Origin of the sequence: Demequina soli (genome assembly GCF_000971195.1) — a bacterium.
GTDB lineage: Bacteria > Actinomycetota > Actinomycetes > Actinomycetales > Demequinaceae > Demequina > Demequina soli.
The window spans coordinates 158,033-181,324 of sequence record NZ_BBLZ01000008.1 but is presented as its reverse complement, the minus strand read 5'-3'; the positions used below and the strand labels follow the sequence as shown (position 1 = coordinate 181,324).

The following is a 23,292-nucleotide window of genomic DNA, read 5'->3' as shown; positions in this document are numbered from 1 at the left end:
GCGCTCAGCCGACGGTCAGCACGACCTTCCCGAACACCTCGCCCGAGTCCAGGAGACGATGCGCGTCGCCCGCGCGCGCGAGGGGCACCGTCGCGTGCACGACGGGCCGCACGCGGCCGGGCACGAGCGGCCACACCTCCTCGCGCACGCGCGCGACGATCGCGGCCCGCTCCGCGAGAGGACGGGCGCGCAGGGTGGTCGCGAGGACCGACGCCCGCTTGGCCATGAGCATCCCCAGGTCGAGCTCGCCGCGCGCGCCCTTCTGCATGCCGATCACCACGAGCCGCCCGCCGGTCCGCAGCGCCGCGACGTTCGCGCCGAGGTAGGCGGCGCCCACCACGTCGAGGATCACGTCCGCACCGCCCAGCCGCGCCACCTCCTCCTGCCAGCCCGCGCGGTGGTCGAGCGCGATGTCGGCACCCAGCTCCGCGCATCGGGCCGCGCGCTCCGCGCCGCCCGCCGTGGCGATCACGCGCATGCCCCGCGCCTTCGCGATCTGGATCGCGGCGGTGCCCACGCCGCCCGAGCCGCCGTGCACGAGCAACGTCTCGCCCTCGCGCGCGCCCGCGGCGTCGAGGTTCGACACCACGGTGCACGCGGCCTCCACCAGGGACGCCGCCTCGACGTCCGTGAGGCCCCCGGGCACGGGCAGGAGCAGCGACGCGTCCACGACCGCGCGCTCGGCGTAGCCGCCGCCGGGCAGCAGCGCGCAGACGCGGTCGCCGGGGGCGAAGGGGGACGATGCGGGGGCCTCGAGGAGCGTGCCGGCGACCTCGAGCCCGGGCCAGTCGGGAGCCCCCGGCGGGGACGGATAGCGGCCCTGGCGCTGCAGGATGTCCGCCCGGTTGACCCCGCACGCTGTGATCCCGATCACACAGTCATGGGGCCCTGGCGCCTCAATTTCGACATCTACCAGCGAGAACACCTCTGGTCCGCCGGGTGTGGGCACGATCGCGGCTTTCATGAAGTTCCTCGCCTCCCGGCGTCATAGTCGTGCGCCCATATCCTCTCAACAGACATGTCGCATGGATGAAGGCTCATGTTCCTCCAGGTGCGACCGATAACCCAGGGGAACGGCCGCTCCCATCCATGCATAGGGACGCCCCACCTGTGCGGCGGCTCGTGAGGGGAAGGTTTCATGCTCCAGAGGCTCGGCATCCGAGGAAAGCTCCTCGCCGTCGTCATGGTGCCCATTCTCGTCCTCGTGGGATCCGTGGCGTACATCACGCTGACGGCCGCCTCCTCGTACCGCGCCAACTCGAACGCGGAGAAGCTCATCGACGCGCTCGGCGAGGCCCGCGTCACCGAGGCGGACCTGCAGGAGGAGCGCACGGCCGCCCTCAACTACGTGCACCTGGTGCAGAACACGCAGCAGCGTCTCGACGACGCCCGCGCCGAGGTCGCGACGCGTTACGACACCCTCGTGCAGGCGGTCGACCGCGCCGACAGCACCACCGCCGACTCGCTGCTGCGCTTCACGGACCAGCGCCTGGGCGGCTCCGGGGCCGACATGCTCCCCGAGCCGCGCGCGCTGCAGGTGACCGCGCCGGAGACCGACGGCGACTGGCTGGTCATGCCGACCGCCGACGAGGTCGACACGATGGACTCGCAGTACCGCGAGGCCGTCCGCGCGCTCGACACCCTCTCGAGCGATGCCCCGGACGAGCTCAACCTCGCCATCCCGTTCGCCGCCCTGTCCTACGCGGTGCAGCAGGAGGCGGACTACGCGCACATGCTGTTCGCCGACACTCAGGCGTACCACGACACCCTCGAGGCCACGTTCCCCAAGGTGGACCAGGGGCTCGACCGCATCGCCGCGGCCGCCGCGGCGGTCGACCCGACCGAGGAGAACCAGGCCGCGCTGGCCGCCGTCGCCGCCGGCCACGAGCTGCGCGACTCGCTCCCGCAGATCCGTGCGGGCATCCGCAGCGCCCAGGTGTCGACCTCGCGCATCACGAACTACTACACCGAGGTCATCGACACGTTCGTGGGCGCCGCCGACGACATCGCGCTCGCCGTGCCCGACCGCAGCATCGTCGCGACGCTGCAGGCCTACGCGGCGCTCGACACGCTCGTCGAGCGCATCCGCTACGAGGGCGACGTCTTCAACCGCCTCATCCGCACCGGCTCGTTCACCACCGGTGAGGTCGCCCAGTCCCGCACGCTCGTGGAGCGGACGCGCCTCGCGCTCGAGGACGCCCAGGGCACCGGCTCGGGCCTGCGCCCCGCGATCGTGGTGCCCTCGCTCAGCGAGGCGGGCACCACCTCCGGCGCCTCGTTCACCTCGATCCAGGACAACCTGCTCACCGGTCTCGACGCGACCCTGACCAGCGCGCAGTCCGCGGACTGGCCGGGCAAGGTCCAGTCGGAGCTCGACCAGTACACGCCGCTGCGCGACCAGGCGTGGGACCGCACCACGAGCGCGATCACCACGAACACCCGCAACTCGCTCAGCGCGACCTACCTCACGCTCCTCGTCGCCATCGGCGCCGTCGTCGGCTCGCTCCTCATCGCGTTCGCGATCTCGCGCAGCATCGTCAACCCGCTGCGCCGCCTCACCACGACGGCGACCGCGGTCCGCGAGGAGCTGCCCCGCCTCGTGGAGCGCGTCGCGCAGCCCGGCGAGGACGTCGACATCTCCGAGGTGCAGATCAGCGTCGAGTCGCAGGACGAGATCGGCCGCCTCGCCGACGCGTTCAACGGCGTCAACGCCGCCACGCTCGAGATCGCGCGCGAGCAGGCCGCCCTCCGCGGCTCGATCTCCGAGATGTTCGTCAACGTCGCGCGCCGCGACCAGGTCCTCCTCAACCGCCAGCTCGCCAGCATCGACGAGATGGAGCGCACCGAGGACGACCCGAACCGCCTCACGAGGCTGTTCGCGCTCGACCACCTGGCCACGCGCATGCGCCGCAACTCGGAGTCGCTGCTCGTGCTCGCCGGCATCGACACCGGCCGCCGCCTGCGCCGCGCGATGCCGCTGTCCGACGTGGTCCGCACCGCATCGTCCGAGATCGAGCTGTACGAGCGCGTCGACCTCGACCTCGTGGTCGACCCGGCGATGCTCGGCCACCAGGCCCTCACCGCCGCGCACCTGTTCGCGGAGCTGCTCGAGAACGCCACCGTGTTCTCCGACCCCGGCTCGCGCGTGGTGGTCCGCACGGGCCGCACCGTCGACGGGTTCACCGTCGAGGTGATCGACACCGGCATCGGCATGACCGAGGCCGAGCTCGTCGAGGCCAACGCCCGCGTCCAGTCCTCCGCCGCCTCCGAGATCCTGGGCGCGCAGCGCCTCGGCCTCTTCGTGGTCGGCCGCATCGCCCGGCGCCTCGGCGCGCAGGTGGCGATCGCGTCGCTCGAGGGACGCGGCACGGTCGCGACGGTGCTGCTGCCGTCCGCGCTGTTCGAGTCCGCCGAGCTCCCCGAGCCCGTGAGCCGCCCCGCCGCGCTGCCGCCCGCCGAGGCGTACGCGCCGGCCGCCGTGGTCGAGGGCGCGAGCCTGTCCGGCCGCACCGAGGAGCCCGAGGTTTCCGCGGCCGTCGACGACGACGACTCGATCCCGCTGCCCGCGGGCCTCGAGGCGCTCATCGCGGCCGACGCCGCCGCCGCGCCGGTCGCCGAGCCCGTCTCGGGCGTCGAGCTCACCGCGGGGACCGCGACGTCGGGCCTGCCGACGCGTCGTCGCCGCGAGGCCGTCGCCGAGGAGGCGCCCGCCGAGCAGCAGAACGTCATCGGCCTGCCGGTCCGCGCGACCGCGGACCAGCTGAACGCGCTCGACGCCGAGGCCTCCGCCTTCACGCCGACCGTGCCGGCGGCCGAGGTGGCGCCGCAGACGCCCGAGGAGCGCTCCTCGATGTTCCGCGGCTTCCGCTCGCGCCGCGATGCGGCCCCCGAGGCGCCCGCGCCCGCCGAGGCCCTTCCCGAGGCGCTGCCGCCGATCATGGCCGACGCGCTCGGCGAGCCCGCCTTCACGGTGCCCGCGCTGGAGGACGATGCGGACCTGCCCGTCGCGTTCGAGCCCGCCGAGGACGTGGCCGAGGCCGCGCCGGCGGTCGAGACCGAGGCCGCGCCTGCCGCCGAGACCATGGCGCAGGACGCCGCGCCCGAGGAGCCGGCCCTGCCGCGCCGCTCGGTCGGTGGCGCGTTCGCCGCGTTCGAGTCGATGCGTCGCGCGACCAGCGGCGCCGCGCCCGCCGAGCCCGTCGCGCCGTCGCTGCCGGCCCCGATCGAGGAGGTCGAGCCGGTCGTCGCCGCGGTCGAGCCCGTCGTCGAGGAGCCCGCGGCCCCGGCGCTGCCGAGCTTCTCGGTGCCCAAGCTCGCGACCACCGAGATCCCTGTGGTGCCGGCCGCGCAGTCGCCGTTCGCCCGCTCGCCGTACGGGGCTGCCTTCGGCGCCCCCGCCGCGGCGGAGGTCACGCCGGAGCCGGCGCCCGAGCCCGTCGCGGCCGAGGCGCTCGCCGAGCCCGTCGTCGCCATCCCCGACACGCTGCCGCTGCCCGCGCTCGACGTCGAGGTCGAGGAGACCCTCGCGATCCCCGCGCTCGAGGCGGACGAGGACGCCCCCGCCGTCGCGGACGCGGCCGCCGAGGAGGCCCCCGCCCCGATGCCGTGGGCCCAGGTCTCCACGCCCCCGGCCCCGGCGCCCGACGTCGCCCCCTGGGCGGCGACGCTGACGCCGCCGTGGTCGTCGGCCCCCGTCGAGGACGAGCCGGTCGATGCCCCTGTTGTCGATGCCGCATCGGAGCCCGAGCCCCAGGACGTCGTCCCGGCGCTCGCGCCCGCGGCGTTCGTCGTGGCCGAGCCGACGCTCGAGCCCGACCCCGTGGTCGCGCCCGCCCTGGAGCTCGAGCCCGAGCTCGAGCCGGCCGCGGAGGCTACGCCGGAGCCGGAGCCGGAGCCGGAGCCGGAGCCCGCGGCCTCCGCGCCGTGGATGGACGCCGCGGCGTTCGCCACCGCGGCCGCCGCGCACGACTACGCCGCCGAGCCGGTCGTGGAGGGTGCGGGCGTCACCGACGTCGCGCTCGACGACCAGTTCGCGTACGGCGGCTCCGCCCACCCGAGCATGGACGACATCATCGCCCAGGCGTCGGGCGAGGAGGCCGGCCGCGCCGGCTTCTTCGGCCGCCTGTTCGGTCGCGGCCGTCACGACGACGCCTCCGCTCCCGCGCCGAAGCTGCCGACGCGTGCGCCGTTCTCGCTGCCCGCCGAGGAGCAGGCGGCGTTCACCCCGGGCACCTTCGCGCCGGCGGTCCCCACCGCCGACGCCCCGGCACCCGTCGCGGCGTTCGAGCCTCAGGCGTTCGACCCGGCCCCCGCGCCGGCGCAGCCCGAGCCCGCCCCCGCATCGTTCACGCCCGCGCCCACCTCGTTCGCCCCGGAGCCGGCGACGGCTCCCGAGCCCGAGGCGTTCCCCACGGCCTTCGCGCCCGCGCCGGCCGAGCCCGCGTTCTCGCCCGAGCAGCTCGCGGAGCCGTCCGGGTGGGAGGCCGCGGGCGCGGATGCGCTGGCGGCAGCGACCACCGAGGTCGCCGCGCAGTCCTACCAGCCGGTGATCGACACCGAGCACACGTCGGGTCGCGGCGACGGGGACGCGGAGGCCGACCTCGCGCGGGCCGCGTTCTCCGAGCTCAGCTCGCTGTCGGAGTTCCGCCCGAAGGTCGAGAAGACCAAGGCCGGCCTCCAGAAGCGCCGCCCGGTCGCGCAGCCGCCCGTCGAGGTCACCCCCATCGAGGACGAGGTCACCCTGTCCCCGAAGGAGCGCGACGCCGACGCCGTCCGGAGCCGCTTCAGCAGCTTCTACTCGGGCACCCAGCGCGCCCGCACCGACGTCGCGGAGCTCGAGCTCAGCTCGACCCCCGAGCACGCGAGCGAGTAGCACCATGACCATCACCGTCACCCCCCGGGCCGTCCGGCCCCGCACCACCCTCAGCACCACCCTCAAGGAGCAGATGTGACCGCCCTCAGCACCGAGGCCACCAATTTCGGGTGGCTCCTGGACAACTTCGTCGAGTCCGTGCCCGGCACGCGCCACACGCTGGTGGTGAGCGCCGACGGCCTCCTCATGGCGATGTCGAAGAACCTCGACCGCACCGAGGGCGACACGCTCGCCGCGATCGTGGCCGGCATGTCCAGCCTCACGCGCGGCGCCGCCCGCCAGCTCAACGCCGGCGAGGTGCGCCAGTCGATCGTCGAGATGGACGAGCTGTTCCTGTTCCTCATGAGCGTGTCCAACGGCTCGGTGCTCGCCGTCGCCGCGGACTCGACCTGCGACGTGGGCCTCGTCGGCTACGAGATGACGCTGCTCGTGTCGCGCTTCGAGAACGCCCTGACGCCGCAGCTCATCACCGAGATGCGCCAGAACCTGCCCACGAACGGCCAGACCCGGTTCTGACATGACGGATGCCACGATGCCGCACGACGGCGAGGAGGAGGCCTACACCGTCCGGCCCTACGCCGTGACGGGCGGGCGGGTGAGCGCCGCGAGCGCCACCGTGCCCATGGAGGCCCTGGTCGAGGCGACCGTCGACTCCCAGGCTTTGACGGGGCTCACCCCGGAGAAGAAGAAGATCCTGCAGCTCGCTACAGGTCAGTACCAGTCCGTGGCCGAGCTCTCGGCCCACACCCGGCTTCCGCTGGGTGTGGTCCGGGTGCTGGTGACGGACCTTGCCGAAGTCAACTATCTGAAGATCCACGTAGGCGGCACCGCCGACGACGCGACCACGCACGATGCGTCCGGCGGCCTGTCCCTCAGTCTCCTGGAGAGTGTCCTCGATGGCATCGCAGCCCTCTAACGCGGCCGTCGCCGCGCCGGCGGCCACCACCGCGCCCACCGTCGTCAAGATCGTCATCGCGGGCGGCTTCGCCGTCGGCAAGACGACCTTCATCGGCTCGATCTCCGACATCGACCCGCTCAACACCGAGGCCGCGATGACCGAGCACTCGGTCGGCGTGGACGACGCGGGCGGCGTCACGGACCGCAAGACCACCACCACCGTCGCCATGGACTTCGGCCGCATCGCGCTGCCGGGCTCGCTGTGGCTCTACCTGTTCGGCACGCCGGGCCAGGACCGCTTCCTCTTCATGTGGGACGACCTGGTGCGCGGCGCGATCGGCGCGGTCGTGCTCGTCGACACCGAGCGTCTCGACCAGTGCTTCCCGGCCGTCGACTACTTCGAGGGCCGCGGCATCCCGTTCGTCGTGTGCGTCAACTGCTTCGACGGCGTGGCCCGCCACACCCTCGAGGACGTCCGCGAGGCGCTCGGCCTCTCGGACGAGACCCCGATCATGTACACGGACGCCCGCGAGAAGGCCGCCACCAAGCAGGCGCTCATCGCCGTCGTCCAGCTGGCGATGCGCCGCATCCGCGGCCGCTGACCGCCGCACCATCTGCTGAGGCAGGGAGAGCCCCCGCACGCCGGGGGCTCTCCCATGTCCGGGGCGGCCCGGCCGTGCCCCTCCCGGGTGCCGGTCGCGCGCGGCGCTACCCTTCTACAGTGATCTACGTCGACGGCACCGCCCTGTGCAGGTTCCTGCCGGGCGTGCGGTACTTCGACGAGTTCAACGACTTCGCGGTCCCGCGCATCCCGGAGCTCGCCACCACGCAGCTCGGCTTCACCGAGCTCCGCCAGGCCGCCGAGCTCTATCCGCGCGAGCAGAAGTCGAAGGCCTTCGACGTGGTGGAGATGGTGCGCGGCTCCATCCCCGTGATCCGCTTCTCCGAGCACAACGTCGAGGTCTCGACCCACGCGGTCGCCGTGCTCAAGCCGTTCGCCGCGCTGCACCTGGGCGCCGCGGTCGCGCACCCGCAGATCCACGCGATCCTCACCTACGACGCCGAGCTCGCGCGGGCCGCCGAGCTGTACGAGCTCCAGGTGCTGAGCCCGGGACTCGCGCCGGGCTGGCACAATACAGTCGGCGCGTGACCGGCTCGGCCGCCCGCGTCGAGGAGAGTTGACCGAGCGGCCGAAGGTGACGGTCTTGAAAACCGTTGAGGCGTAACCCGTCTCCGTGGGTTCGAATCCCACACTCTCCGCCTCGCGACGGGTTTTGCCCCCGTCGCCATACGCCCGCTATCCTGGGGCACGCCTGGAGACGTCGCATAGTCAGGTCTAGTGCGCGGTCCTGCTAAGACCGTGAGGGTTAACCCCCTCCGTGGGTTCAAATCCCACCGTCTCCGCTCCGAGCAGGCCCCGTCGCGTGAGCGGCGGGGCCTGTCGCATTCGTGCGGCGCGGGACGATGCGCCGGGCGCGCCTCAGGCGGCGGGCACCCCGGCGCGGTACCAGGCCACGGTCGCGGCGAGGCCCTCGTCGAGCGGTGTCGAGGCGCTCCAGCCGAGCACCTCGTGGGCCTTGGTGACGTCGAGGCGGCGCTGGCGCGGCGGGCCGGTGCGGACGCCGCGGAACGCGGGCTCCCGAGCGACGCCGTCGTACGCGAGGCTGACGCGCTCCGCCACGTCGCGCACCGAGTTGAGGGTCGCGTTGCCGAAGTTGAATGCGCCCGGCTCCCCGCCCGCCGCGAGGTGCTCGGCGGCGCTCATGTAGGCGCGCGCCATGTCGCCCACGTAGAGGAAGTCCAGGCGGGTCGAGCCGTCGTCGCGCTCGCCGAAGTCGTACGAGTCGCCGGCGGCGAGCTGCGCGAGCGCGCGGGGCACGAGCCGGGAGGCGTGGCGGTCGCCGGGGCCGTAGGTGTTCATGAAGCGGCACGAGGCGTGCGGGATGCCGAACGTGTTGCCGTAGCCGCGCACGATCATCTCGGCCGCCATCTTCGAGGGGCCGTAGAGGTTGGTCGCGAGGCGCGGCTCGCGGGTCTCCGGGATCGGCTCCGGGTCGAAGCTGTCCCCGTAGTACGCCCCGCTGGAGGCGAACACGAAGACGGGGTGGTTGCCGGCGACGCGGCAGGCCTCGAGCACCATCGTGGTCGCGCGCACGTTGTCGTCCACCACCGACGCGGGCTTGCTGAGGCTGTTCATGATGATGGGGTCCGCCGCGAGGTGGAGCACCACGCCGAAGGGCCCGTGCGCGAACGCGGCCTCGAGCGTCTCGGGCTCGCGCAGGTCGCCCTGGACGAAGGTGATCGCGTCGTCGACGCCCATGTCCTCGAGCGGCTTGCCGGGGATCGCGTCGCGATCCACCACGGTCACGCGCGCTCCGCGCTCGACGAGCTCGGCCACGAGGTGGCTGCCGCCGAACCCGGCGCCCCCCGTCACCAGGCACGCCATCCCGTCCCACATGTCGGCCATCTCAGCTCCCCCCTCGAGATCCCCCCACGGCCCGACGGTCGCACCGCGAGCGGCGCCTGGACGCCGCCACGGCCGCGGCCGGTCCCCTGATGATGCCCGCGAAGGGGATTCCAAGGGAAGGGGTTCGGGATGAAATAGGCGAAATGCGAGGGATATCATCGTCAGGCCGGTGCCAGCGAGGGGCCCAGGAGCGGCGAGTGTGCAGAAGTGCTCCCGGAACCCTGTATAGTTGTGTCTCGGCCCGCGAGGGTCACGCGCCCGTAGCTCAACGGATAGAGCATCTGACTACGGATCAGAAGGTTGGGGGTTCGAATCCCTCCGGGCGCGCCAGATGCGAAGGCCGGACCGTATGGTCCGGCCTTCTTCGCGTCTCCGGGGGCGTCGCCGTCGCGCGGCCGCCCCACCGGTAGGGTCGGCCCGTGACCATGGGGGACAGCGGTGCGGCGCGGCGCCGCCGAGGCGTGACGCTGGAGGCCGTCGCCGAGCGCGCCGGCGTCTCGATCAAGACCGCCTCGAACGCGGTGAACGGCACGGGGCGCATGTCGCCCGAGACCCGGGCGCGCGTGCTGGCCGTCGTCGACGCGCTCGGCTACAAGGTCAACGTCGCGGCCCGCAACCTCATGCGCGGTCGCACCGGCGCCGTCACGCTGGCGGTGCCGCGGCTCAAGCATGCCTATCTCGCGCACCTCGCCGATGCGGTCATCGAGGAGGCGCACGCGCGGGCCCTCGAGCTCTACGTGACCATCTATCCGGAGCTCGCCGAGGGCGGCGCCGCCAGCTTCCTGCGGCAGTTCAACCCCCGTCTCAGCGACGGGCTGCTCCTGTCCCTGCCCGAGGACGAGGCGCTCACCGCCGAGGCGCTCGACGTGGACTTCCCCCTCGTGTGCCTCGGGTCCCGCCCCACGTATGGGCGCGCCGACCGGGTCACCACGCACGACGTGACCGACGCGCGCACCGCGGCCGAGTTCCTCTACGCGCGCGGCGTCACCTCGCTCGCCGTGGTGGGCGCCTACGTGCCCTACGACCGTACCGCGATCGCCGCGGCGTCGGAGGGCAACGCCGCGCAACGCCTGCGGGGCGTGCTCGAGGCCGCCGTCGCGGCGGGCCGGCCGCTCGACCCCCACCTGGTCGGCGTGAGCGGCTTCGACTGGACCATCGGCGGCGGCTTCCGCACCACGCGCGCGCTGCTCGCGACCGGCATCCCGTTCGACGGGCTCGTGTGCCTCAACGACGGGCTCGCGATCGGCGCGATCTCCGCGCTACGCGAGAGCGGCAGGCGGGTGCCCGAGGACGTCCAGGTGATCGGCTTCGACAACATCGAGGAGTCGGCGTTCCTGGTCCCGCCGCTCACCACGATGGACTCGCGTATCGACTGGATCGCCCCCACGGCGCTGGACCGCCTGATCGCCCGCATCGACCAGTCGGCCGAGCCTCCCGCCGAGCTGCTCGCGCAGTCGAGCGTGATCGAGCGCGGCACGACGCGCTGAGCGGTTCCCCTTGCGGTGCCTCGGCACGCGCGCTAGCGTCGCGGTGGTACAGCGCTGTACCACGAGGATGACTGCAACGACGGAGACCACCTTGATCCAGACGCCGGCAACGGCCGTGAGGCCACGCACCGTGGCGCTCGCCGCCCTTCTGACAGCACTGCTCGTCGCGTTCGGGCTGGTGCCCGCCGCCCAGGCCGCGCAGACCACGACCACCACCGTGTCGTACACGGACACCACGACCACCCAGGGCACCCCGTGGAAGACCTGGTACCAGGGGGAGTGGGCGAGCAACAGCACCCACGCATGGGCCACCGCGGGCGCGACGCTCGAGATCGCGTTCACCGGCGAGTCCTTCGTCATGTACGGGCGCAGGTCCACGACCAACGGCACCGCCGACGTGTATGTCGACGACGTCAAGGTCGGCACCGCCAACTACAACGGCGCGAAGTCGGCCACCATCGAGATCTTCAGCTACGGCGGCCTCGCGCAGGGCGACCACGTGCTGCGACTCGTGCCCATCGGATGGGTCAACCACGCGAGCGTGGTGTTCACCACCACGGTGCCCGCGGACGAGCGTGCCCCGCTCGCCGCGACGATCGCGCGCTACGCCGACCTCGCCGAGGCCGACCACACCGCCTCGAGCTGGGCCCCCTTCGCCCAGGCGCGGGCCGCCGCGCGGGCCGCCTACGACGACCCCGCCGCCGCATCGTCCACCCTCACCGCCGCGCGCACCGCCCTCGAGGCCGCGGCCACGGGCCTCGTGCAGGTCTCGGGCCTGCGGGACCTCCTCACGCGGTACGCGAGCTACGTGCCCACCGACTACACGGCCGACACCTGGACCCCGTTCGCGGGGGCCGTCACGGCGGCGAACGGGGTCGTCGAGGACCCGGCCGCGACCACCCCGGCGGTCGTCGCCGCCAAGAACGGGCTGCTCGACGCCGCGGGCGCGCTCGTCGCGGTCGCCGACAGCACCGCCGCGACGATCGAGAACAACCGCTTCTGGCTCGACACCGACGGCAACCCGATCTACTCGCAGGGCGGCGGCATCTTCCGCTTCGGCGACACCTACTACTGGTACGGCGTGCGCTACACGGGCGCCGAGCAGTACTACGCGAACCCGTCCAAGACCTACGACGCGACGTTCAAGTCCATCACCGCGTACTCGTCGAAGGACCTGGTGAACTGGACGTTCGAGAACGACATCGCGACCACGGACACCAAGGTCCACATCCCGACGTCCAAGGACGTCTCGGGCACCTACTTCTCCGACATGGAGGACCTGGGCGACTCGGTGTGGATCGGCCGCCTCGGCGTGGTCTACAACGAGAACACCGGCAAGTACGTGCTGCTCACGCAGTTCGAGAACGCCGACCCCAACCGCGTCACCAACGCCGGCGTGCTGTTCCTCAGCGCGGACTCGCCGACGGCCGACTTCACGTACGCCAACCTCCAGACCCACGTCCCCGGCGTCTACGACAACGGCAGCGGGTACAACCAGGGCACCGGCGACCAGACGGTCTTCACCGACGACGACGGCTCCGACTACCTGGTGTTCTCCTACCGCAGCGGCCGCGGCCGCACCTACGTCGCCAAGATCAGCGACGCCGACTCGCTGTCCGTCGAGAAGGCCGTCCAGGTCTACGCCGGCGCCGGCCGCGAGGGCAACGCGATGTTCAAGCTCGACGGCCGGTACTACATCGCGAGCTCCGACCTCCACGGCTGGAACACCTCGCAGACGTACATCGTCCGCTCGCTCACGTCCGACATCCAGGGCGCGTACTCGAGCATGTACGTGCTGCCCGGCACGGAGATGGACTACAGCCACGTCACCCAGAGCGGCTTCTTCCTCACCGTCCACGGCAGCGAGCAGGACACGGTGATCTACGCGGGCGACCGGTGGGCCGACTTCGCGTGGAACGGCCTCGGCTACAACCAGTGGGTGCCGCTGTCCGGCACGGGCGCGGACGTCACCTTCAACTCGCTCAGCGAGTGGGATCTCGACGCCACCACCGGAGCGTGGGAGGTCGGGTTCGGCAACAACTACGTGCTCAACCCCGACTTCGCGGCCGACCGCATCGCGGTCACCACGGTCACCGGCTGGACGCAGGCCACGGACGCCGGCTCCGGCACCTCGGCCTTCGTGTCGAACGTGTCGCCGGGCGCCGACAAGACCCGCTTCGCGCTGCGCCTGGGGGCCGCCACCCCGTTCGCGGGAGGCGTGTACCAGGACGATGCGGTGCCCGCCGGCGTCTACACGCTCGCCCTGCAGTCCAACCGACCCGCCGCGCTGAGCGAGGCGCAGGTCGTCGTCACGGGCGCCGATGGGGTCGATCACGTCCTCGACCTGCCCGCGACCACGGGCTGGTCCGCCGCGTCGCTCACCGACATCGTGCTCCCCGCGGGCACGACGCGGGTGACGGTGAGGGCGGTCGGCGACGGCGGCGCGTACCTCGCGGTCGACGCGCTGTCGCTGCGCCGCCAGCACGTCGACGCGTCCGCGCTCCAGGCCGCGTACGACGAGGCCGCCGCGCTCGCCGAGGCGGACTTCGCCTCGACCGGGTGGGACCCGTTCGCCGGCGCGCGCGACGAGGCGGCCGCCGTCCTGGGCACCGTCAGCACGCAGGCCCGGATCGACGCCGCGCTCGCGGACCTGGACGCGGCCCGCGACGCGCTGAACCCAGCGCTCCGGTCCGTCACCGTCGAGGCGGCGACGACGCTGCTCCCCGTCGGCGCGACCCTCGCGGACGCGGGGCTCGCGGTCACCGGCACGTTCGCCGACGGGTCGAGCCGGGAGCTCGCCCCCGACGAGTACGTGGTCACCGGCTTCGACTCATCCGCCCCCGGCACCCTCACGGTCTCCGTGACCGCCGTCGACGGGCTCGTCCCCTCCGGCGCGGATGCGGTGCGGGCCACCGTGGCGCTCGAGGTGCTCGTGCCGTGGACCGCGGCCGCGACCTTCGTCGAGGGTGACGCCGTGCTCTACGACGGCACCCGGTGGGTCGCCTCGTGGTGGACCAAGGGCCAGACCCCCGGCGCGACCTACGGCCCCTGGCAGCAGGTCGTCACGGGCGCCGACGGCGTCGCGGTGTGGACCTCCACCCGCATCTTCACCGCGGGCGACGTCGTCACCTACGACGGTGCCACCTACCGCGCGAAGTGGTGGACGCGCGGCCAGACCCCGGGCGCGAAGAACGGCCCGTGGGAGCTGATCGGCTGACCCCGATCCTTCCGGAGAGGGGCACGGCGGCCGCGGCGCAGTCCGCGGCCGTCGTGCCTTCCGCACGGCGTGACACCATGGCCGGGTGAGCGAGCATCGACCGCACGACCCGGCCCTCGACGCCGCGCGCTACCGGTCGCATCGCGCGGACGCGTCGGACGCGGGGGAGCAGGGCCCCGACATCGCGCGCCTCACGGATAAGCGGCTGGCCGGCGAGGCGGACGAGCCGCTCGCCGCGCGGCGTCGCCGCGACCGGATCGACACCCAGCACCTGTGGGTCGAGCGCCAGATCGTCGAGGCGCAGCGCCGCGGCGACTTCGACGACCTCCCGCTCGCGGGCAAGCCCATCCCCGGCTTGTCGAGCGGCGACCCCGACTGGTGGACCAAGGCGCTCGTCGAGCGCGAGCGGCTCGACGGCGTCGCGCCCGAGTCGGTGCTCCTGCGCCGCGAGGACGCGGACCTCGATGCGCGCCTCGACGCGCTCGCCGACGAGGCCGCGGTACGCGAGTCCATCGAGGCGTTCAACGCGAGGGTGCTGTCCGCGCGGGCACGCCCGAGCGCGGGTCCTCCGCTCGTCACCGGGCTGCGAGACGCGACCCGCGAGGTGGCCGCCTGGCGCGCCCGCCGGGGACGGTGACGCGTCACCCGAAATTGGCGGGCATTGCGGTGTATTGCCCGCTAATGTGAGGGTTGCATAGGCGAGCACCGTGCCCGCCGCGGAAAGGCACTCCGATGGACTTCTTCTCGAACTTCGTCGACATCCTCCTGTGGTCCCTCTGGTTCTTCATCTGGATCTCGTTCATCTTCCTCGTCATCCGGTTCGTCATCGACGTCTTCCGTGACCCGAACCTCAAGGTCGTCGGCAAGATCCTCTGGACCCTGCTGCTCGTGCTCCTGCCGATCCTCGGCGCCCTGATCTACATCATCGCCCGCGGCCGCGGCATGGCCGAGCGCGATGTGGCCGCCGCGCAGGAGGTGCGCGCCGCCCAGGTCGAGTACACCAAGGGCCTCATGGGCGAGGAGGGTTCCGCCTCCGAGATCAAGGCGGCGAAGGAGCTGCTCGACGCGGGCGCCATCACGCCCGAGGAGTTCGCGGCGCTCAAGGCCAAGGCCCTCGCCTGACCCTCGCGCGCCGCACCTTCACGGCGGCCTGATCCCTCGGGGTCAGGCCGCCGTCGTGTTCCCGTCCTCGTCGAGGACGATGCGGTGGACCTCGTCGTCCGCCACGCTCACGATCGTGATGGCCTCGTCGCGCTCGGCGGGCAGGAGCCGCACCGTGACGGTGCCCGTGGCCTCCGCGAGACAGGCGGACACCGCATCGTCCACCCGCGCCATGGCGTCGCCGCTCGCGAGCCCGGCGCCGCGGTCGTCCAGCAGGGTCACCTCGACGCCGCGGGCGCGCGCGGCGGCGGCGGCGTCCAGGATGGTGGGCGTCGCGAGCCCCCGCCCGCGCACGCCGTCGCGCAGCCGGGCCTCGGCCTCGCGCATGACGGCCCGCTCGCGCTCGTCCAGGGGCACGTCGGTGGCGATGCGGTGGAGCAGCGGCAGCGAGGACGAGGCGACCTCGGCGGCGCGCTGCAGCCGCACCTGGCGGCTCGCCTCGGCGGTGGCGGCGGCCGCCGCGGCGTCGACCGAGCGCTCGGTGAGGTCGTTGATGCGGCGAGCGGTGCGCCTCAGGCTCGTGACGAACAGCGTCGCGACCACGAGCAGGCCCAGCTGGGTGTCGACCATGAGCAGGCCCGCGAGCGCGCCCCGGCCGGTAGTGGCGGCCCACACCATGGTGATCGCGGTCATCGCGCCGGCCGCGGACCATGCCAGCGCGGTCCTGCCGCGGAGGATGAGGATCCACAGCAGCCACGTGTTCGAGCCGAGGTGCCACGATGCGCGGCCCGTGGGGCCCTCGGTCGGCAGGCACCACGAGATCAGCAGGGTCGACGCGACCACCGCGCCGACCACCAGGAGCGAGTCGCGCATCGGGAACGGATCCGGATGCGGTCGCGCGAGGAGCACGCCCGCGCCGCTGACGACGACCGCGGCGACGTAGGCGGGCCACTGGACGCTGAGCGTGTGGATCGTCGCCACGGTGAAGACCACGTTGGTGACGATGAACACGCCGAGGATGAGGCTCGCGCCCTCGGACCTAAGCGCGAGCAGCCGGCTGACGTCGACGGTGCGCGACGCCTGCGGCGGGGCCTGGGTGCCGAGGCTCATGCGCGCCTCCACGCGAGGGTGACCGTGGTGCCGGAGCCGGGCGCCGACGTGACGTCCGCGTCGCCGCCCTGGACGGTGCGCATGCGCTCGAGGATGCTCACGCGGATGCCCAGCCGCCGCTGGGGGATGCGGGTGGGGGAGAATCCGGAGCCCGAGTCGGCGATCACCACGCGGGCGGCGCCGCCGTCGACGTCGCACTCGACGCGCGGCGCGCTGTCGGGGCCGCCGTGGCGGAAGGCGTTGCGCAGCGCCTCGGCGGTCGCCTCCGCGAACGCGGCGACCACGCCGGCGGGCAGCGCACCGTCGCCGTCGACCGCGTAGCGCACGGGCACCGCGGGGTCGAGGGCCGCCGCCGTCGAGCGGATCACGGCGACGAACTCCTCGGGGTCGTAGTCGCGGCTCTCGGTGCGCCCGCTCACGAGCGACTCGACGCTCGCGATGGCGCGATCGGCCTGCTCCGCGAGGCTCGCGGGAGGCGACGGCCGCGACGCCGCGAGCAGCACGGACATCACGTCGTCGTGCACGATCGCGTTGATGCGGGTCTGCTCCGCCTCGCGCGTGCGCCTGCTCGCCTCGAGCGCCGCCTGCTCGCGCGCGTGGGCGGCGGCCGCGTCCTGCCGGTCGCCGGCCCCGATGAGGGCGATCGAGATGCCGCACAGGATGAGGCAGAAGATGATCGCGCCGAGCCCGTCGAGCGTCGCCGGGAGCGCCGAGTCCTCGCGCACCTGGATCTGGATGATCGCGACGAGCGGTCCCTGGATGAGCGGGTAGACCCAGCCGATCACGTGCGGCCAGGCGACGGCCGCGGCGGTCGCGTGGATCGCGTTGATGCCCTGGATCCACGGCGTCGCGTCGTCCGCGAGATACCTGTCGACCATCATCGACGGCCATAGCAGCTGCACGGCGATGAACACCATCGACGTGGTCCCCGCGACCAGCAGCAGCGCCCGGATCGGCAGGATGCGCGCGAGGATGATGTAGGACGCGGGGATCCCCACGCCCACGACCACTGTGACGACCCCGAAGGGCGCGCGGAGCTGGTCGATCTGCGCGAGGAAGCCGCTGGGGCCCGTGGCGAGCAGCGCGGCGAAGATGAGGGCGCCGATGCCGTCGGCGAGCAGGAGGGTGCGCTGGAGGCGTTCTCGCGCCGGCCTCGCGGCAGCGTTCACTGAGGTCCCTCGAGCAGGCCGTCCTCGAGCGCGCGCTTGTACAGGTCGACGCGAGACTGGGCGGGGCGGCCCGCATCGGCGTACTTGCGGCGGATGCGGCTCACGTAGTCCGCGACGGTCTCGCGCGACACCCCGAGGTGCCGGGCGACGGAGTAGGCGGTGAGCCCCGAGGCGTAGAGCGAGAGGATCTCGCGCTCGCGCGCGCTCAGGCGCGCGTCGGCGAGCGAGTCGTCCGAGTCGATCGCGGCGGCCCAGTCCGTGCCGAAGACCTCCTGGCCGGCGGCGGCCGTGCGGATCGCGTCGAGCAGCAGCTCGGGCTCCGAGGACTTGCGGATGAGCCCCAGCGCGCCCGCGCGCGCGGCGGACTGGATGAGGCGCCGGTCCTCGCCCCCGGTGTAGATGAGCACCTCGGCGCCCATCGCGTGGATCGCGGCGATGTTGGCCTCGGGCGTCGAGCCGTCCGCGAGCCGCAGGTCGAGTACCACGAGATCGAGCGGCCGGCCCAGGCCCGGCAGCGCGTCCACGCTCTCGACGAGGCCCGCCAGCTCGAGGTCGGGGGTGCCCTCCACGAGGTCCCGGAAGCCCAGCGCGATCAGGGCGTGATCCTCCACGAGCGCGATGACCCGACGCTCCTTCGCGACCGTCATGGCAGGCCCCCTTTCCTCCTTGGCACTCTAGTGGACGAGACGGCGTCCGGCCTGGCACCGATGCCTGTCGGGGGCGTTGCCCCCATAAGTGGGGGCTTGCCCGCGAACCCCCTGCACGAGACGCTCTTCCCGAGGTTCACGTGGGAGGTGGAGAGGGGTTCGAGCAGTGAGCTGGTCGACCGAGTCTCTCGCTCTTGTCGCCACGGGGGGAATGCTTGCTCTCGTCGTCATCACCTCTCTTCACCCCCGCGTGGCCCTGAGCGCCGGCTCGAGGACCATCTTCCTCGTCGGTGCCGTCTTCTTCATCGGCTTCGCGCTGCTGACGGAGTACGTGTTCCACGTCGACGTGCCGCCCGTGGTGCTCGTCCTGCCCCTCGTGCCGCTGGCGATCATCGCCGTCATCGTGCGCCGCCTGGTCCACGACGCACGGCATCCGCTCGAGCCTGTGCCGTCCGTCGCGACCGCCTACCGCACCGACCCGGCGCCCGCGCCGTTCGGGGCCGCCGGCGCCGGGGCCGCGCGCCTGCTCGCCGCGAGCCCGTACGCCACCGGCATCGAGCTGTCGGAGCTCGCCTATGCGCACCCGGAGCTGCGCCCCGCGATCGCCGCGAACCCTGCGACCCCCGCGAACCTCCTGCAGTGGCTCACCGAGCAGGGCGAGCCGGCCGTGCTCGCGGCCATCTCGGCGCGCGGCCGCCTGCTCGGCTGACCGCCTCGCCGCTCGGCTGACCGTCTCGCCTGCTCGGCCGACCGTCTCGGCTCAGGCCTCCGCGATGTCCACGACCACGGGCACGTGGTCCGAGGCGCCCTTGCCCTTGCGCTCGTCGCGCACGATGGTCACGCCCGTCGCGCGCTCGGCGAGCGGCGCGGACGCGTACACGAAGTCGATCCGCATGCCCTCGCCCTTGGGGAAGCGCAGCGCCTTGTAGTCCCAGAACGTGTAGGTGCGCTCGTCGGGGATGAAGCGGCGCGACAGCTCGGTGTAGCCGGCGTCCTCGAACGCGTGGAACGCCGCGCGCGCCTCGGGGGTCACGTGCGTGACCGCCTCGGAGTCCTCCTCCGACCAGATGTCGGTGGGCAGCGGCGCGACGTTGAAGTCGCCCACGAGCGCGGTAGGCCCATCGGCCCACGTCGCGGCGGCGTCCTTGAGGCGTGCGAGGAAGTCCAGCTTGTACGCGTAGTGCGGGTCCGCGAGGCCGCGGCCGTTGGGCACGTAGAGGCTCCACACGCGCACGCCGCCCGCGGTCGCCCCGAGCGCGCGCGCCTCGAGGGCGGGCTCGCCCGTCTTGGCGAAGCCCGGCTGCAGCGGGAACTCCGTCTCCACGTCGGTCAGGCCCACGCGGGACGCGATCGCGACGCCGTTCCACTGGTTGAGGCCGTGGATCGCGAGCTCGTAGCCCGCCGCCTCGAAGGCCTCGCGCGGGAACTGCTCGGGCTTGCACTTGATCTCCTGCATCGCGAGGACGTCGGTGCCGGAGCGGTCGAGCCAGTCGACCACACGGTCGACGCGGGCACGGATGGAGTTCACGTTCCAGGTGGCGAGGCGCATCCCCCCAAACTACCGGTGGACGATGCGCGGGTAGCCTTCCGTCATGGCGATCGCACTGGTGACGGGGGCCTCCGCGGGGCTCGGCGAGGAGTTCGCGTGGCAGCTCGCCACCGCGGGCCACGACGTGGTGCTCGTGGCGAGGTCGCGGGACCGGCTCAGCGAGGTCGCCGAGGTGCTCACCTCCGCGACCGGCCGCGCCGCCGAGATCCTGCCCGCCGACCTCACCACCGAGGAGGGACGCGAGGCCGTCGCCGACCGCCTCGCCGCCGACGAGGCGCCGGTCAGCCTGCTCGTCAACAACGCCGGCTTCGGGCTCGGCGAGGGCTTCCTGACCTCGACCTGGGAGCGGGAGCGTGCGCTCCTCGACATCCACGTCACCGCGCCGCTCCAGCTCGCCCACGCGGCGCTGCCCGGCATGGTCGAGCGCGGCCACGGCGCGATCCTCAACGTCGCCTCCGTCGCCGCGCGGCTCGGCAACTCGACGTACGCGGCGCACAAGCGCTGGGCGGTGGACTTCACCCAGGCGCTCGCCGGGCAGCTCGCCGGCACCGGCGTCACCGCCACCGCGGTGCTGCCCGGCCTGGTGCGCACGCGGTTCCACGACACGGACTCGCTGCGCCACATGCGCGACGAGTTCCCCGACCTCGCGTGGCTCGACCCGGAGCGCGTGGTCACCTCGGCGCTCGCGGCCGTGCGCCGCGGTCAGACCGTCGTCACACCGACCCCGGCCTACGCGCTCGCGGCCACGGTGATGCGCGCCGTCCCCACCGCGGTCACGCGTCGCGGCCGCACCATCGCGCGCGACTGAGCCCCCGCATCGTCCCCCGTTAGGCTGGGGCCCATGACCGGTACCCCTCGCGAGCAGCTGCGCGACCTCATCAAGGACCTGGCCGTCGTGCACGGCCGCATCACCCTCGCGTCGGGCCGCGAGGCCGACTACTACGTGGACCTGCGCCGCATCACCCTCCACCACCGGGCCGCCCCGCTCGTGGGCCACGTGCTGCTCGACGCGCTCGAGGAGGCCGGCTTCGGGCCCGCCGACGTCGACGCGGTCGGCGGCCTCACGCTCGGCGCCGACCCGGTCGCGACCGCGCTCATGCACGCCGCCGCGTCACGCGGCCTCGACCTCGACGCGTTCGTCGTGCGCAAGGAGAACAAGGCGCACGGCCTCCAGCGCCGCATCGAGGGCCCCGACGTCGCCGGCCGCAAGGTCGTCGCGGTCGAGGACACCTCCACCACCGGCGGCTCGGTCCTCACGGCCGTGAGCGCGCTCAAGGAGGCCGGTGCGGACGTCGTCGCCGTGGCCGTGATCGTGGACCGCAACACGGGTGCGCGCGAGGTCATCGAGGAGGAGGGTCTGCCCTACCTCTACCTGTACGGGCTTGACGACCTCGACCTCGCCTGAGCCTTCCCGGCGCATCGTCCCGTCGCTAGGGTGACGGGCATGCGGGGGATCACGTCGATGCGCATCGGGGTCGGTGCGCTGCTCGGCCTGGCCTCCCTTGCCTACCTCTTCGGCGGGCGCGCCGCGTGGGTGATCCTCGCGGCCGGCGCGCTGGCGGGGCTGTTCGCCGCCTGGGAGGGGCTGGCGCGCCTGCGCCACCGCGACGCGTCGGCCGCCTTCGCCGCGAGCCATGGCTGGACCCACACGCCGCGCACCGCCAAGTACTCGTTGCGCTTCTCTGGCATGCCGTTCGACCTGTCGGGCACGTCCGTGCGCCAGGAGGACGTGCTCGAGGGCCGCTACGGGGGCGCCCGCTGCGCCACCTTCACCCACGTGGTCGAGACGCAGCGCGACGGCGACCGCACCACGGCGCAGGTGTTCCAGGTCACCCTCGCGGAGCTCGACGTGAGGCTGCCGCGTCTCGACATCGTGCCGGAGTCGCTCGCGGGGAGGATCGCGCAGGCCTTCGGGGGCATCGACATCGAGGTCGAGTCGCACGCCTTCAACGAGCGGTGGCGGGTCATCGCCCGGGACCGGCGCTACGGCCACGACGTGGTCGACCCGCGCATGATCGAGCGGCTGCTGCAGTGGGACGCCGAGGGGCGCGCGCTGCGCATCGACGGCGGCGCCGTGCTGATGTGGTCGTCCGGCCGCGAGGGCGTCGACACCCTCGCGAAGCGGCTCGACGTCGTGTCGGGCGTCGCGCGGCGCATCCCCGCACACGTGCTCCGTCGCTACGCCGACGAGGGGCAGGAGATCCCCGACCCCGACGCGCCGCTCGCGGGCCCCGACTGGGCCGTCACCCCCGGCGCGCTGACCTCGCGTCGGTACACCGGCATCGGCGTCGAGGACCCGGCCGAACCCGGCGAGGCGACCCTGGGCATGGACGACGAACCTCGCTAGGCTCGCGCAGAGACGTCAGGAGAGATTCATGCTGGAGTGGTTCCTCATCGCGCTCGCGGTGATCGTGGTCATCATCGTGATCTGGGCGATCGCGGCCTACAACGGCCTGGTACGGCTGCGGAACCTGGTGCAGGAGGCCTGGCGCCAGATCGACGTCGAGCTGCAGCGCCGCCACGACCTCATCCCCAACCTCGTCGAGACCGTCAAGGGCTACGCCAAGCACGAGGCCGGCACGCTCGAGGCCGTCACACAGGCCCGCACCATCGCGGCCGCGCCCGGCTCGTCGCCCGCAGAGCAGGCCGCGCAGGAGAACATCCTCACGCAGGCGCTGGGCCGCCTCTTCGCGGTCGCCGAGGCCTACCCGGACCTCAAGGCGAACCAGAACTTCATCCAGCTGCAGTCCGAGCTGACCAACACCGAGGACCGCATCGCCGCGGGCCGCCGCTTCTACAACGCGAACGTCCGCACGCTCAACACCCGCATCGAGACGTTCCCCACGGTGATCATCGCCAACATGTTCGGCTTCCACCGCGAGGAGTACTTCGAGACCGAGGACGCCGCGCGCCAGGCGCCGAACGTCCAGTTCTAGCGGTCGGGCGTCCGCCTACTCGGCCGCCGCGTCGGTGGGCGACGGCGCCCCGGCGACCGCCGCATCGTCCATCGCGACGCCCGCCTTGGCCGCCCGGCGATGCTTGAGCCACTCGAAGGCGATCGGCAGGACGGAGATGCCGACGATCGCGATCGCCGCGAGCTCGATGTTGTCGCGGATGAGCGCGATGTTGCCCAGGAAGTAGCCGAGCGTGGTGAACCCGAGGCCCCACGTGAGGCCGCCCGCGATGGACCACTTCACGAAGGTCCGGTACGGCATGCGGCCCACGCCCGCCGCGACCGCGATGTAGGTGCGCACGAACGGCACGAAGCGGCCCATGAAGATCGCGCGGCCGCCGTAGCGCTCGAAGAACGCGTGCGTCTGGTCGATGTGCTTCTTCTTGAAGATGCGCGAGTCGGGGCGGTCGAACAGCCGCGGCCCGCTCTTCCTGCCGATGAGGTAGGCGTTCTGGTCGCCCGCGAACGCGACGAGCCCGAGCACGATGCCCGCGACAGGCAGCGGGATGTGCAGCACGCCGGTGCCGATGAGCAGGCCGACCGTGAACAGCAGCGAGTCGCCCGGCAGGAACGGGAACAGCAGGCCCGTCTCGATGAACACCACCACGCACACGGCGGCGAACGCCCAGCCGCCCCACTGGTCGATGAACCCCGTGATCATCTGCTCGGGGTCGAGCCAGCTGGGTCCCAAGGTGTGGACCCCGGAGGCGTGGAGGGAGGCGGCGAGCGCGGTGACAGTCACGTGGCAAGGGTAACCGCGCGTCTCTTAGAGGATGCTGAGAATTCCATCCGCGGGCCTCGCGCGCCCGGTCCCGGTGCGCCG

At 72.9% G+C, this 23,292-nt stretch carries 21 protein-coding genes and 3 tRNA genes; 17 read left to right on the top strand and 7 right to left on the bottom strand.

The window, feature by feature from the left end; all coding sequences use genetic code 11:
• Positions 1–4: 4 nt before the first annotated feature.
• Entirely contained in the window at positions 5–964 is a 960-nt protein-coding gene (locus AOM04_RS13560; RefSeq protein WP_062465320.1) for an NAD(P)H-quinone oxidoreductase, read from the bottom strand.
• 174 nt (positions 965–1,138) lie between these two features.
• Here AOM04_RS13560 and AOM04_RS13555 point away from each other — a divergent pair, with 174 nt between their 5' ends.
• From AOM04_RS13555 to AOM04_RS13525, 7 genes are all read left to right on the top strand, one after another.
• Positions 1,139–5,872 carry an ATP-binding protein gene (locus tag AOM04_RS13555; RefSeq protein WP_062465319.1) on the top strand — a complete coding sequence of 1,578 codons (4,734 nt, stop codon included), beginning with the start codon at positions 1,139–1,141 and terminating at the stop codon, positions 5,870–5,872.
• 75 nt (positions 5,873–5,947) lie between these two features.
• Complete coding sequence (locus AOM04_RS13550; RefSeq protein ID WP_062465318.1) at positions 5,948–6,388, top strand: roadblock/LC7 domain-containing protein; 441 nt, start codon at positions 5,948–5,950, stop codon at positions 6,386–6,388.
• A gap of 1 nt (position 6,389) precedes the next feature.
• Complete coding sequence (locus AOM04_RS13545; RefSeq protein WP_228373726.1) at positions 6,390–6,788, top strand: DUF742 domain-containing protein; 399 nt, start codon at positions 6,390–6,392, stop codon at positions 6,786–6,788.
• Positions 6,769–7,371, top strand: coding sequence for a GTP-binding protein (locus AOM04_RS13540; protein ID WP_062465317.1), 603 nt, complete (start codon positions 6,769–6,771; stop codon positions 7,369–7,371). The genes AOM04_RS13545 and AOM04_RS13540 overlap by 20 nt, the downstream gene beginning before the upstream one ends.
• Positions 7,372–7,490: 119 nt before the next feature.
• Positions 7,491–7,919, top strand: coding sequence for a hypothetical protein (locus AOM04_RS13535; protein WP_062465316.1), 429 nt, complete (start codon positions 7,491–7,493; stop codon positions 7,917–7,919).
• Positions 7,920–7,941: 22 nt separating this feature from the next.
• Positions 7,942–8,029: transfer RNA gene (locus tag AOM04_RS13530), tRNA-Ser, on the top strand.
• 55 nt (positions 8,030–8,084) lie between these two features.
• Positions 8,085–8,173, top strand: a tRNA-Ser gene (locus AOM04_RS13525).
• 76 nt (positions 8,174–8,249) lie between these two features.
• Here AOM04_RS13525 and AOM04_RS13520 read toward each other — a convergent pair.
• The gene (locus AOM04_RS13520) at positions 8,250–9,236 is read right to left on the bottom strand and encodes an NAD-dependent epimerase/dehydratase family protein (protein WP_062465315.1); all 987 of its coding nucleotides are present in this window, start codon (positions 9,234–9,236) and stop codon (positions 8,250–8,252) included.
• Between the two features lie 254 nt (positions 9,237–9,490).
• On the opposite strand from AOM04_RS13520, the gene AOM04_RS13515 reads away from it, so the two are divergent.
• The 5 genes from AOM04_RS13515 (at position 9,491) to AOM04_RS13495 (ending at position 15,062) form a co-directional block, all read left to right on the top strand.
• Positions 9,491–9,566: transfer RNA gene (locus AOM04_RS13515), tRNA-Arg, on the top strand.
• Positions 9,567–9,661: 95 nt separating this feature from the next.
• On the top strand, positions 9,662–10,723 hold the full coding sequence (locus AOM04_RS13510; protein WP_062465378.1) for a LacI family DNA-binding transcriptional regulator: 1,062 nt from the start codon (positions 9,662–9,664) through the stop codon (positions 10,721–10,723).
• Positions 10,724–10,838: 115 nt separating this feature from the next.
• Entirely contained in the window at positions 10,839–13,940 is a 3,102-nt protein-coding gene (locus AOM04_RS13505; protein WP_156160757.1) for a family 43 glycosylhydrolase, read from the top strand.
• Between the two features lie 85 nt (positions 13,941–14,025).
• A complete protein-coding gene (locus AOM04_RS13500) occupies positions 14,026–14,577 on the top strand; it encodes a DnaJ family domain-containing protein (protein ID WP_062465313.1) in 552 nt (183 codons plus the stop codon).
• 95 nt (positions 14,578–14,672) lie between these two features.
• Positions 14,673–15,062, top strand: a complete 390-nt coding sequence (locus tag AOM04_RS13495; protein WP_062465312.1) for an SHOCT domain-containing protein — start codon at positions 14,673–14,675, stop codon at positions 15,060–15,062.
• A 42-nt stretch (positions 15,063–15,104) separates the two neighbouring features.
• On the opposite strand, the gene AOM04_RS13490 is transcribed toward AOM04_RS13495, so the two are convergent.
• From AOM04_RS13490 to AOM04_RS13480, 3 genes are read right to left on the bottom strand one after another with little or no spacing between them, the layout of a single operon-like run.
• Positions 15,105–16,151: a DUF8320 family protein gene (locus tag AOM04_RS13490; RefSeq protein ID WP_156160756.1), complete on the bottom strand. Its 1,047-nt coding sequence runs from the start codon at positions 16,149–16,151 to the stop codon at positions 15,105–15,107.
• Positions 16,148–17,320, bottom strand: coding sequence for a sensor histidine kinase (locus AOM04_RS13485; RefSeq protein ID WP_062465310.1), 1,173 nt, complete (start codon positions 17,318–17,320; stop codon positions 16,148–16,150). The genes AOM04_RS13490 and AOM04_RS13485 overlap by 4 nt, the downstream gene beginning before the upstream one ends.
• The gene (locus tag AOM04_RS13480; protein WP_062465309.1) at positions 17,317–17,967 is read right to left on the bottom strand and encodes a LuxR C-terminal-related transcriptional regulator; all 651 of its coding nucleotides are present in this window, start codon (positions 17,965–17,967) and stop codon (positions 17,317–17,319) included. Before AOM04_RS13480 ends, AOM04_RS13485 begins: the two co-directional genes overlap by 4 nt.
• Positions 17,968–18,178: 211 nt before the next feature.
• On the opposite strand from AOM04_RS13480, the gene AOM04_RS13475 reads away from it, so the two are divergent.
• Positions 18,179–18,676: a variant leucine-rich repeat-containing protein gene (locus AOM04_RS13475; protein ID WP_156160755.1), complete on the top strand. Its 498-nt coding sequence runs from the start codon at positions 18,179–18,181 to the stop codon at positions 18,674–18,676.
• 51 nt (positions 18,677–18,727) lie between these two features.
• Here the strand turns inward: AOM04_RS13475 and AOM04_RS13470 are convergent, their stop codons facing one another.
• Positions 18,728–19,516 (bottom strand): exodeoxyribonuclease III, encoded by a 789-nt coding sequence (locus AOM04_RS13470; protein WP_062465307.1) that lies wholly within the window; start codon positions 19,514–19,516, stop codon positions 18,728–18,730.
• Between the two features lie 43 nt (positions 19,517–19,559).
• On the opposite strand from AOM04_RS13470, the gene AOM04_RS13465 reads away from it, so the two are divergent.
• Genes AOM04_RS13465 through AOM04_RS13450 form a run of 4 tightly spaced genes read left to right on the top strand, consistent with a single transcriptional unit; the run spans position 19,560 to position 22,452 of the window.
• Entirely contained in the window at positions 19,560–20,324 is a 765-nt protein-coding gene (locus tag AOM04_RS13465; protein ID WP_062465306.1) for an SDR family NAD(P)-dependent oxidoreductase, read from the top strand.
• A gap of 33 nt (positions 20,325–20,357) precedes the next feature.
• The gene (gene pyrE / locus AOM04_RS13460) at positions 20,358–20,921 is read left to right on the top strand and encodes an orotate phosphoribosyltransferase (protein WP_062465305.1); all 564 of its coding nucleotides are present in this window, start codon (positions 20,358–20,360) and stop codon (positions 20,919–20,921) included.
• Between the two features lie 39 nt (positions 20,922–20,960).
• Complete coding sequence (locus AOM04_RS13455; protein ID WP_062465304.1) at positions 20,961–21,863, top strand: hypothetical protein; 903 nt, start codon at positions 20,961–20,963, stop codon at positions 21,861–21,863.
• A 28-nt stretch (positions 21,864–21,891) separates the two neighbouring features.
• Positions 21,892–22,452 (top strand): LemA family protein, encoded by a 561-nt coding sequence (locus AOM04_RS13450; protein WP_062465303.1) that lies wholly within the window; start codon positions 21,892–21,894, stop codon positions 22,450–22,452.
• A 15-nt stretch (positions 22,453–22,467) separates the two neighbouring features.
• Here AOM04_RS13450 and AOM04_RS13445 read toward each other — a convergent pair whose 3' ends face one another.
• Positions 22,468–23,211 carry a DedA family protein gene (locus tag AOM04_RS13445; RefSeq protein ID WP_062465302.1) on the bottom strand — a complete coding sequence of 248 codons (744 nt, stop codon included), beginning with the start codon at positions 23,209–23,211 and terminating at the stop codon, positions 22,468–22,470.
• Positions 23,212–23,292 lie beyond the last annotated feature (81 nt).

Excerpts from the sequence above, each read along its gene's own strand:
- AOM04_RS13560 (WP_062465320.1), bottom strand. The coding sequence starts at position 964 with ATGAAAGCCGCGATCGTGCCCACACCCGGCGGACCAGAGGTGTTCTCG.
- AOM04_RS13555 (WP_062465319.1), top strand. The coding sequence starts at position 1,139 with ATGCTCCAGAGGCTCGGCATCCGAGGAAAGCTCCTCGCCGTCGTCATG.
- AOM04_RS13545 (WP_228373726.1), top strand. The coding sequence starts at position 6,390 with ATGACGGATGCCACGATGCCGCACGACGGCGAGGAGGAGGCCTACACC.
- AOM04_RS13540 (WP_062465317.1), top strand. The coding sequence starts at position 6,769 with ATGGCATCGCAGCCCTCTAACGCGGCCGTCGCCGCGCCGGCGGCCACC.
- AOM04_RS13520 (WP_062465315.1), bottom strand. The coding sequence starts at position 9,236 with ATGGCCGACATGTGGGACGGGATGGCGTGCCTGGTGACGGGGGGCGCC.
- AOM04_RS13510 (WP_062465378.1), top strand. The coding sequence starts at position 9,662 with ATGGGGGACAGCGGTGCGGCGCGGCGCCGCCGAGGCGTGACGCTGGAG.
- AOM04_RS13495 (WP_062465312.1), top strand. The coding sequence starts at position 14,673 with ATGGACTTCTTCTCGAACTTCGTCGACATCCTCCTGTGGTCCCTCTGG.
- AOM04_RS13490 (WP_156160756.1), bottom strand. The coding sequence starts at position 16,151 with ATGAGCCTCGGCACCCAGGCCCCGCCGCAGGCGTCGCGCACCGTCGAC.
- AOM04_RS13480 (WP_062465309.1), bottom strand. The coding sequence starts at position 17,967 with ATGACGGTCGCGAAGGAGCGTCGGGTCATCGCGCTCGTGGAGGATCAC.
- AOM04_RS13475 (WP_156160755.1), top strand. The coding sequence starts at position 18,179 with ATGCTTGCTCTCGTCGTCATCACCTCTCTTCACCCCCGCGTGGCCCTG.
- AOM04_RS13470 (WP_062465307.1), bottom strand. The coding sequence starts at position 19,516 with ATGCGCCTCGCCACCTGGAACGTGAACTCCATCCGTGCCCGCGTCGAC.
- AOM04_RS13465 (WP_062465306.1), top strand. The coding sequence starts at position 19,560 with ATGGCGATCGCACTGGTGACGGGGGCCTCCGCGGGGCTCGGCGAGGAG.
- pyrE (WP_062465305.1), top strand. The coding sequence starts at position 20,358 with ATGACCGGTACCCCTCGCGAGCAGCTGCGCGACCTCATCAAGGACCTG.
- AOM04_RS13455 (WP_062465304.1), top strand. The coding sequence starts at position 20,961 with ATGCGGGGGATCACGTCGATGCGCATCGGGGTCGGTGCGCTGCTCGGC.
- AOM04_RS13450 (WP_062465303.1), top strand. The coding sequence starts at position 21,892 with ATGCTGGAGTGGTTCCTCATCGCGCTCGCGGTGATCGTGGTCATCATC.